At 73.3% G+C, this 8,446-nt stretch carries 9 protein-coding genes; 4 read left to right on the top strand and 5 right to left on the bottom strand.

What is annotated here, in order from left to right:
- Positions 1 to 536, bottom strand: a 536-nt coding sequence (locus IDM29_RS12590) for a DoxX family membrane protein (protein ID WP_188037587.1), incomplete at its 3' end; no start/stop codon positions are given.
- A gap of 81 nt (positions 537 to 617) precedes the next feature.
- Between IDM29_RS12590 and IDM29_RS12585 the strand changes: the two genes are divergently transcribed.
- Entirely contained in the window at positions 618 to 1,325 is a 708-nt protein-coding gene (locus IDM29_RS12585) for a sigma-70 family RNA polymerase sigma factor (protein WP_309232730.1), read from the top strand.
- A complete protein-coding gene (gene rsrA, locus IDM29_RS12580; RefSeq protein WP_255491584.1) occupies positions 1,322 to 1,612 on the top strand; it encodes a mycothiol system anti-sigma-R factor in 291 nt (96 codons plus the stop codon). The genes IDM29_RS12585 and rsrA overlap by 4 nt, the downstream gene beginning before the upstream one ends.
- A 51-nt stretch (positions 1,613 to 1,663) precedes the next feature.
- Here rsrA and IDM29_RS17780 read toward each other — a convergent pair whose 3' ends face one another.
- Positions 1,664 to 1,738, bottom strand: coding sequence for a 50S ribosomal protein bL37 (locus IDM29_RS17780; RefSeq protein WP_155859599.1), 75 nt, complete (start codon positions 1,736 to 1,738; stop codon positions 1,664 to 1,666).
- A gap of 111 nt (positions 1,739 to 1,849) precedes the next feature.
- Here IDM29_RS17780 and IDM29_RS12575 point away from each other — a divergent pair, with 111 nt between their 5' ends.
- Positions 1,850 to 2,938, top strand: coding sequence for a type IV pilus twitching motility protein PilT (locus IDM29_RS12575; RefSeq protein ID WP_182111704.1), 1,089 nt, complete (start codon positions 1,850 to 1,852; stop codon positions 2,936 to 2,938).
- A 10-nt stretch (positions 2,939 to 2,948) separates the two neighbouring features.
- Here IDM29_RS12575 and IDM29_RS12570 read toward each other — a convergent pair whose 3' ends face one another.
- The gene (locus IDM29_RS12570) at positions 2,949 to 3,554 is read right to left on the bottom strand and encodes a GDSL-type esterase/lipase family protein (RefSeq protein ID WP_182111703.1); all 606 of its coding nucleotides are present in this window, start codon (positions 3,552 to 3,554) and stop codon (positions 2,949 to 2,951) included.
- 87 nt (positions 3,555 to 3,641) lie between these two features.
- On the bottom strand, positions 3,642 to 3,806 hold the full coding sequence (locus IDM29_RS12565; RefSeq protein ID WP_182111702.1) for a hypothetical protein: 165 nt from the start codon (positions 3,804 to 3,806) through the stop codon (positions 3,642 to 3,644).
- Between the two features lie 94 nt (positions 3,807 to 3,900).
- Here IDM29_RS12565 and IDM29_RS12560 point away from each other — a divergent pair, with 94 nt between their 5' ends.
- Positions 3,901 to 4,872 (top strand): GlxA family transcriptional regulator, encoded by a 972-nt coding sequence (locus tag IDM29_RS12560; protein WP_182111701.1) that lies wholly within the window; start codon positions 3,901 to 3,903, stop codon positions 4,870 to 4,872.
- A 57-nt stretch (positions 4,873 to 4,929) separates the two neighbouring features.
- Here the strand turns inward: IDM29_RS12560 and IDM29_RS12555 are convergent.
- A partial coding sequence (locus tag IDM29_RS12555) for a multifunctional oxoglutarate decarboxylase/oxoglutarate dehydrogenase thiamine pyrophosphate-binding subunit/dihydrolipoyllysine-residue succinyltransferase subunit (protein WP_188037586.1) occupies positions 4,930 to 8,446 on the bottom strand: 3,517 nt, incomplete at its 5' end.

The following is an 8,446-nucleotide window of genomic DNA, read 5'->3' as shown; positions in this document are numbered from 1 at the left end:
TCGACGCGCCAGGCGAGCCCGGGGCGCCCCTGCGTGTCGGCGGCGGCCAGGAGGGCGCCGCCGATCATCGTGAGGTTGCGCAGGAAGCGCTCGCGGATCACGGCCCGGTCAGCGCCGCCCGGTCGCACGGACGACCCGACGCCGCCCGTCGCGCCGATCGGCCGCCCGAACCGCTTGCGGCCCGCCGACGTCGCCTCGGCGGCCTCGGACGCGGTCGCGACCACGCGTGCGGGCCGGCCGAAGGGCTGGTTCACGACGGCGAGCGGCACGGTCAGGCCGGCGAGGACCAGCCCGGAGGTGCGCGGGGCCCGGCCGACGGCCAGGAGGAACGCCGCGACCGCCATCAGCACGCCGTGCGCGCGCACGAGCTGGCGCAGGCGGTGCTCGTCGACAGGGTCGGGCAGGCGCCCGCCGCCCAGGCTCTGCCAGGCGGCCGTGGTGCGTGCGACGTGCGGGTCCGGTCGGCGTGCCGCGTCCAGCCCTTCCGAGACGAACCATGCGGCGAACAGGGGCCTGGCGATCCGACGGACCATCATCGACGTCTCCTAGCGCTCGGCGTAGCCCTCGCACGCTAACGTGCCGGGAATGCCTCCCGCGACCGCGGCGTTGCGCACGGCATGAGCACCGTCCTCCTGGCCCCGCCGCGCGGGGTGGGCGTGCGCCTGTCGGCGCCGAGCCGAGGACCCGTGCTGGCACTAGGCTCGGTGACGATGAGCGAGGACACCCAGCGCGCGCCGGAGGAGGATGCCGACACCCGCGCCGCGCGGTTCGAGGCCGAAGCCCTGGTCCATGTCGACCAGCTCTACTCGGCCGCCCTGCGGATGACGCGCAACCCGACCGACGCCGAGGACCTGGTCCAGGAGACGATCCTCAAGGCGTTCGCGGCGTTCCACCAGTACCGGCCCGGGACCAACCTCAAGGCGTGGCTGTACCGGATCCTGACGAACACGTTCATCAACACGTACCGCAAGAAGCAGCGCGAGCCGCAGAAGTCCGCCACCGAGGACATCGAGGACTGGCAGATCGCGCGGGCGGCCTCCCACACGTCCGCCGGCCTGCGGTCGGCGGAGGCCGAGGCGCTGGACGCGCTCGCGGACGCGGACGTCAAGGACGCGCTCCGGGCGATCGGCGAGGACTTCCGGATGGCCGTGTACCTCGCCGACGTCGAGGGGTTCTCCTACAAGGAGATCGCGGAGATCATGGGCACGCCGATCGGCACCGTGATGTCCCGCCTGCACCGGGGGCGCCGCCAGCTGCGCGAGCTCCTCACCGACTACGCCCGCGAGCGCGGGCTCGTCCCTGCCGCCGAGGGAGGCTCCCAGTGACGGACGAGACCACTCAGGAGGGGCAGGCGGTCGGGCCGGGCGGCCTGGACTGCGCCGAGGCCCTGCGCAAGCTCTTCGTGTTCCTGGACGCCGAGATCGGCGAGGCCGAGGGCGACCAGATCCGCGCGCACCTGGCGGACTGCGAGCCTTGCCTGGCCCAGTACGACATCGAGGACCACGTCAAGCGCCTGGTCAAGCGGTCCTGCTCCGACTGCGCGCCGCCGGAGCTGCACCTGCGCATCCGGGAGCAGCTGAGCGTGCTGCGGACCCGCACGCTGGGCGGGTAGCGCGCCGGCTGAACCGGGCGGTGGGGGCCGGGGCCGCCCACCGCCGACGGCTCAGGCGTTGGGGCGGTTGCCGTGGTTGGCTGCGCTGCCCTTGCGGGAACGGCGCTTGCGTCCGCGCTTGCTCATCGCGTGCTCCTTGCTGTCATTCGCAGGACCCGAACGGGCTCCCGGCGGCCTCCATGGTCCCACACCCACGCGAGGCTCAAGTTCGCGCGCCCGCGATCCGATCCACCTCAGGTGAGTGAAGCGCCGGAGTCCGTCATCCCCCTCCTGCACGCCCTGGTCGCGAGCGACGGCTCGGACCTGCACTGCAAGGTCGGGTCCGCCCCGCGCGTGCGCGTGGACGGGCGCCTGCGGCGTCTCCAGGTACGCGACCTGCGCCCGGCGGACACCGCGCACATGGTCTCCGAGGTGATCCCGCCGGAGATGGTCGACGCCTTCGCGACGTCGCACGAGGCGGACTTCGCCTTCTCCTTGCCCGGCGTGGGCCGGTTCCGCGTCAACGCCTACCAGGCCCGCGGCACGCTCGGCCTCGTCTTCCGGCGGGTGGCGTTCGGTGCCCAGTCGCTCGCCGAGCTCGCGCTGCCCTCCGTGCTGGGCGAGCTCGCGCTGGAGCCGCGCGGCCTGGTGCTCGTCACGGGGCCGACCGGCTCGGGCAAGACGACGACGCTCGCCTCGATGGTGGACCTCGTGAACACCGTCAAGGAGTGCAACATCGTCACGATCGAGGACCCGATCGAGATCCTGCACCCCGACAAGAAGGCGATCGTCTCCCAGCGCGAGGTCCGGTTCGACACGGCCGACTTCACCGTCGCGCTGCGCGCCGCGATGCGTCAGGACCCGGACGTCATCCTGGTGGGGGAGATGCGTGACGTCGAGACGGTGCGCGCGGCCCTGTCGGCGGCCGAGACCGGCCACCTCGTCATGTCGACCCTCCACACGATCGACGCGCAGGAGACCGTCAACCGCGTCGTCGACTTCTTCCCGCCGCACGAGCAGAAGCAGGTGCGCCACGCGCTCGCCCAGGCGCTGCGGGGGATCGTCTCCCAGCGCCTCGTGCGCAAGGCCGACGGCACGGGGCGCGTCGCTGTGGTCGAGGTCCTGGTCAACACGGGACGCACGGCGGACGCGATCGCCGACCCGTACGACGCCCCGCCCCTCCACGACCTGATCAAGGAGGGGGAGTACTACCAGATGCAGACGTTCGACCAGCACCTCTTCCGCCTCGTGCGGGACGGGGTGGTGACCTACGAGGACGCGTGCCTGGTCTCGACCAACCCGCAGGACCTGACGATCGAGCTCCGCGGCGCCGGGGTCGTGCGCTGAGGGCGGTGCCTCAGACGGCGTCCTCGGGCAGGCCGAGCCACCGGAGCCACCCGGTGTGCAGGACCAGCCACGCCATGAGGCCGTAGCCCGCCTGGCCCGGCATCGTGCCGTCCGACGCGGCGAGGTCGGCGAGCCACTGCTCGTGGCGGGCCAGGGGCGTGTACGTGTCGACGTAGGGCACCCGCCGCCGGGCCGCGACGTCGGCGAAGGCCGCCGACAGCTCCGCCTGGCGGTCGGCGTCCAGCCGCGCGCTCGGCGGCGGCCCCACGACGAACGTGGCCAGGCGCTGGGAGTCCGCCACGTCGAGGATGTTCGCCAGGTTCAGCCGGCTGCGCGCCAGCGAGAGGCCGGCCGTCAGGTCGGCGTGGCCGAGGCCGATCACGAGGTGGTGCTGACCCTGCTCGGGCGGGGCGCCGAAGCGGGGCGCCGTCTCCGCCTGCCACCGGCCCGACAGCGCGGTGGTCGTCTCGTACGGGACCGCGAGCGTCAGGACGTGCGGGCGGGGCTCCAGGGGGGTGCGCGCGGCGACGCGTCCCACCCAGCCGAGGGCCTTGGGGTCGCCGGTGCCGGCGACGAGCTCGTCGCCGATCACGCAGATGCGCCGGGCGGGGTTCACCTCTGTCCTCCTGTCAGGTCGGTGCCTGCCAGTCTGGCCGAGGAGCCGCGTCAGTCGGCGCGCGACGCGCGGCAGAGGGTCGACCGCTCAGCCGGGGCGCGGCGCCCAGCGGTCCGACGCCGCCAGGAGGTCGGCCGCGCGCGACCGCGGGGGCGGGCGGTGGCCGTACCCGTCGCGGCGGACGGCGCGCACGACGGCGACGAGGAGCGCCGTGAGCAGGAGGGTCGAGGCGAGGAGCAGCAGCGCGGTCATGGCAGAAAGTCTGCGAGCTAAGAAATCGCGCCACGAGTGGCAGAAGAGCCGTAGTTCGTCGACTTCCGGACACAACCCGTGGGAGGCTGCGGCCATGCTCCGCTCCGTCGCAGCCGTCGTCCTGCCGGGGGTCGCCCCGTTCGAGCTCGGGGTCGTGTGCGAGATCTTCGGCATCGACCGCCGCGACACGGGTGGCCCGGCCTTCGACCTGACGCTGTGCACCCCGGTGCCCGGCGTGGTCCCCACGAAGGTCGGGATGGACCTCGTGATCCGCGACGGCCTCGACGCCGCGGCCGCCGCCGACCTCGTCGTGGTGCCCGCGTACGGCTCCGACCGCGAGGTGCACGAGGACGTGCTCGACGTGCTGCGTGCCGCGGAGCGCCGGGGCGCGTGGCTGCTGAGCGTCTGCAGCGGCGCGTTCGCGCTCGCCCGCGCCGGCCTGCTCGACGGGCGGCGCTGCACCACGCACTGGATGTACGCGGCGCAGCTGGCGCGCGAGCACCCCGCGGCGGTGGTGGACCCGGCCGTGCTGTACGTCGAGGACCGCAGGGTGGTCACCAGCGCCGGGACCGCGGCCGGGATCGACGCCGGCCTGCACCTCGTGCGGCAGGAGCGCGGCGCGGCGGCCGCCGCCGCGATCGCGCGCCGCATGGTGGTCCCGCCGCACCGCGACGGCGGCCAGGCGCAGTACGTCGACCACGCCGTCCCGACGCCCGAGGGCGACCTCGCCCCGCTGCTCGCCTGGGTGGAGCAGCACCTCGACGAGGAGATCACGGTGCCCGGCCTCGCACGCCGGGCGCAGATGTCCGAGCGCACGTTCGCGCGCCGGTTCCGCGCCGCGACGGGCACGACGCCGGCGTCGTGGACCGCCCGGCAGCGCCTCCTGCGGGCCCAGGAGCTGCTCGAGCGCACCGACCTCGCGATCGAGGAGGTCGGCCGTCGCGCCGGCTTCGGGGGGGCGGCGGGTATGCGGCACCACTTCGCCCGCGAGCTCGGCACGACGCCGGCCGCCTACCGGCGGACCTTCGGCACGCGGACCGCCGCGGAGCGCGACCGAGCGTCCTGACGCGGGCGCAGCGACGACGACGGCGGGCGCCCCGTCGGGCACCCGCCGTCGTCCTGCTCAGCGTGCGAAGGCCTCCTGGACCAGGGCCGCCTGCTCGCTCGCGTGCTTCTTGCTCGAACCGGCGGCCGGGGAGGCCGACGCGGGCCGCGAGACGCGCCGTGCCGGGCGCCCGAGGACCTCCTCGAGCTGGGGCGCCAGGAAGGTCCAGGCACCCTGGTTGGCCGGCTCCTCCTGGACCCAGACGACCTCGGCGTCGCCGAACGGCCGCACGGCCTCGGCGAGCGCCGCCCCCTCGAGCGGGTAGAGCTGCTCGAGGCGCACGATCGCGGTGCGGTCGTCCTCGGCCTTGACCCGCTGCGCGAGCAGGTCGTAGTAGACCTTGCCCGAGCACAGCAGGACGCGGTCCACGCGGCCCGGGTCGCCGAGGTGCTCCTCGCCGACGACGGGACGGAACGTGCCCGACGTGAAGTCCTCCACGGCCGAGGCGGCGGCCTTGAGCCGCAGCATCGACTTGGGCGTCGCCACGACGAGCGGGCGCCGCGGGCGGTCGTACGCCTGGCGGCGCAGCAGGTGGAAGTAGGACGCCGGCGTGCTCGGCGCCGCGACGGTCATGTTGTCCTCGGCGCACAGCTGCAGGAACCGCTCGATGCGGGCGGACGAGTGGTCGGGGCCCTGGCCCTCGAACCCGTGGGGGAGCAGCAGCACCACGGAGGACCGCTGACCCCACTTCTGCTCCGCGGACGAGATGAACTCGTCGATGATCGTCTGCGCGCCGTTGACGAAGTCCCCGAACTGGGCCTCCCAGAGCACCAGGGCGTCCGGGCGCTCGACGGAGTAGCCGTACTCGAAGCCGAGCGCGGCGAACTCCGAGAGCGAGGAGTCGTAGACCCAGAACTTCGCCTGGTCGCTCGAGAGGTAGACGAGCGGCGTCCACTCGGCGCCGGTCCGGCGGTCGTGCAGCACCGCGTGGCGCTGCACGAAGGTGCCGCGACGCGAGTCCTGCCCGGCGAGCCGGACGGGCGTGCCCTCGAGCAGCAGGGAGCCGAAGGCGAGCAGCTCGCCGAAGCCCCAGTCGATGCCGCCCTCGCGGGACATCTGCTCCCGCTTGTTGAGCAGCTGCTCGAGCTTGGGGTGCACCGTGAACCCGGCGGGCGGGCGGACGTGGGCCCGCCCGATGCGGTGCAGCACCTCGACGTCGACAGCGGTGCGCCAGCCGACCATGCGCCCGGCGTCCTCGAGCTGCGACTCGGGCTTCTCCAGGCCCGACACCGGCTCGGTCGAGGCGGCCGGGGTGTAGGCGCCGTCCCGCGTCTCGGTGAAGACGCGCTCGAGCTGGCTCTGGTAGTCCTGCAGCACCTGCGACGCCTCGTCCACCGTGATGTCGCCGCGGCTGACGAGCGACTCGGTGTAGAGCTTGCGGGCGGACCGCTTGCCCTCGATGAGGTTGTACATGAGCGGCTGCGTCATCGAGGGGTCGTCACCCTCGTTGTGGCCGCGCCGGCGGTAGCAGATCATGTCGATGATCACGTCGCGGTCGAACTGCTCGCGGTACTCGAACGCGAGCTCGGCCACCCGCACGCACGCCTCGGGGTCGTCCCCGTTGACGTGGAAGATCGGGACCTGCAGGCCCTTGGCCACGTCGGTGGCGTACTGGGACGAGCGGGACGAGGAGGGCCCGGTCGTGAACCCGACCTGGTTGTTGACGATGACGTGGATGGTGCCGCCGGTGCGGTACCCGCGCAGCTGCGCCAGGTTCAGCGTCTCGACGACCACGCCCTGGCCCGCGAACGCCGCGTCGCCGTGGATGAGGATCGGCAGCACGGAGAAGCCGTCGCCGCCCAGGTCGATGCGGTCCTGCTTGGCCCGCACGATGCCCTCGAGGACCGGGTCGACGGCCTCGAGGTGCGACGGGTTGGCCGCGAGGTACACCTTGGTCGTGGCGCCGGACTCGGCGGTGAAGGTGCCCTCGGTGCCGAGGTGGTACTTCACGTCGCCCGAGCCCTGGACGCTCTTGGGGTCCTGGTTGCCCTCGAACTCCGCGAAGATCTGCCCGTAGCTCTTGCCGGCGAGGTTGGCGAGCACGTTCAGCCGGCCGCGGTGCGACATGCCGACGCAGACCTCGTCCAGCCCGTTCTCGGCGGCGCGCGACAGCACGGCGTCGAGCAGCGGGATGAGCGACTCGCCGCCCTCGAGGGAGAAGCGCTTCTGCCCGACGAACTTCGTCTGCAGGAACGTCTCGAACGCCTCGGCGGCGTTGAGCCGGCGCAGGATCCGCAGCTGGTCCTCCCGCGGCGTGCGGGCGTAGCCGGACTCGAGCCGCTCCTGGAGCCAGCGCCGCTGCCGCGGGTCCTGCAGGTGCATGTACTCGACGCCGATGGTCCGGCAGTACGAGTCGCGCAGCAGGCCGAGGATGTCGCGCAGGGTCGCCTTGGGCTTGCCGGTGAAGCCGGCCGTCGGGAACACCCGGTCCAGGTCCCACAGCGTCAGGCCGTGGCTCTGGATGTCCAGGTCGGGGTGCTTGCGCTGGCGGTAGGCCAGCGGGTCCGTCTCGGCCAGGAGGTGCCCACGTGAGCGGTGGGCGTGGATGAGCTCGGCGATGCGCGCGGGCTTGGCGAGCTCGGTGTCCTGGTCGACGGTGTTGTCGCGCACCCAGCGGACGGGCTCGTACGGCACCCGCATCGCGGTGAAGACGCGGTCGTAGAACCCGCCCTCGCCGAGGAGCTTCGCGCCGACGATCCGCAGGAAGTCGCCGGACTGCGCGCCCTGGATGATGCGGTGGTCGTACGTCGACGTCAGCGTGAGCACCTTGGACACGCCGAGGCGCGCCAGCTGCTCGTCGGAGGCGCCCTGGAACTCGGCCGGGTAGTCCATGGCCCCGACGCCGATGATCGTGCCCTGCCCGGTCATGAGGCGCGGCACGGAGTGCACCGTCCCGAGCGTGCCCGGGTTCGTCAGCGAGATCGTCGTGCCCGCGAAGTCCTCGACCGTGAGCTTGTTCTGACGCGCACGGCGGACGACGTCCTCGTACGCGGCGACGAACTGCCCGAAGTCCATGCGGTCCGCGCCCTTGATGGCCGGCACGAGCAGCTGGCGGGTGCCGTCCGGCTTGGCGAGGTCGATCGCGAGCCCGAAGTTCACGGCGCCCGGGCGCTTGATCCCCGGCTTGCCGTCGATCTCGGCGTAGGCGGCGTTCATCGCCGGCATGTCGCCGAGCGCCTCGACGACGGCCCACCCGATGAGGTGGGTGAAGGAGACCTTGCCGCCGCGGCTGCGCGCGAGGTGGTTGTTGATGACGATGCGGTTGTCGACCATGAGCTTGGCCGGCACCGCGCGCACCGAGGTCGCCGTCGGGACCTCGAGGCTGGCCTCCATGTTCACCACGACGCGCGCGGCCGGGCCGCGCAGCTTCTCCACGGTGGCCTCGGGCGGCGCCTCGGGCGCGTTCGGCTTCGCCGCCGCGACGGCGGCGTACGGGGCCGTCGCAGGGGTGGCCGACGCCTCGGGGGGCGTCGTCGGCTCGGCGTCGGGCTCCCGGGGGGTGCGCGAGGTCGCCTGGGCCGGCGAGCGCTTGGCC

The sequence above is a fragment of the Actinotalea sp. JY-7885 genome (assembly GCF_014525465.1).
GTDB lineage: Bacteria > Actinomycetota > Actinomycetes > Actinomycetales > Cellulomonadaceae > Actinotalea.
This window is presented reverse-complemented; position numbering and strand designations above follow the sequence as displayed.

Coding starts and splice junctions, on each gene's coding strand:
- IDM29_RS12585 (WP_309232730.1), top strand. CDS start 618: ATGAGCACCGTCCTCCTGGCCCCGCCGCGCGGGGTGGGCGTGCGCCTG.
- IDM29_RS12565 (WP_182111702.1), bottom strand. CDS start 3,806: ATGACCGCGCTGCTGCTCCTCGCCTCGACCCTCCTGCTCACGGCGCTC.
- IDM29_RS12560 (WP_182111701.1), top strand. CDS start 3,901: ATGCTCCGCTCCGTCGCAGCCGTCGTCCTGCCGGGGGTCGCCCCGTTC.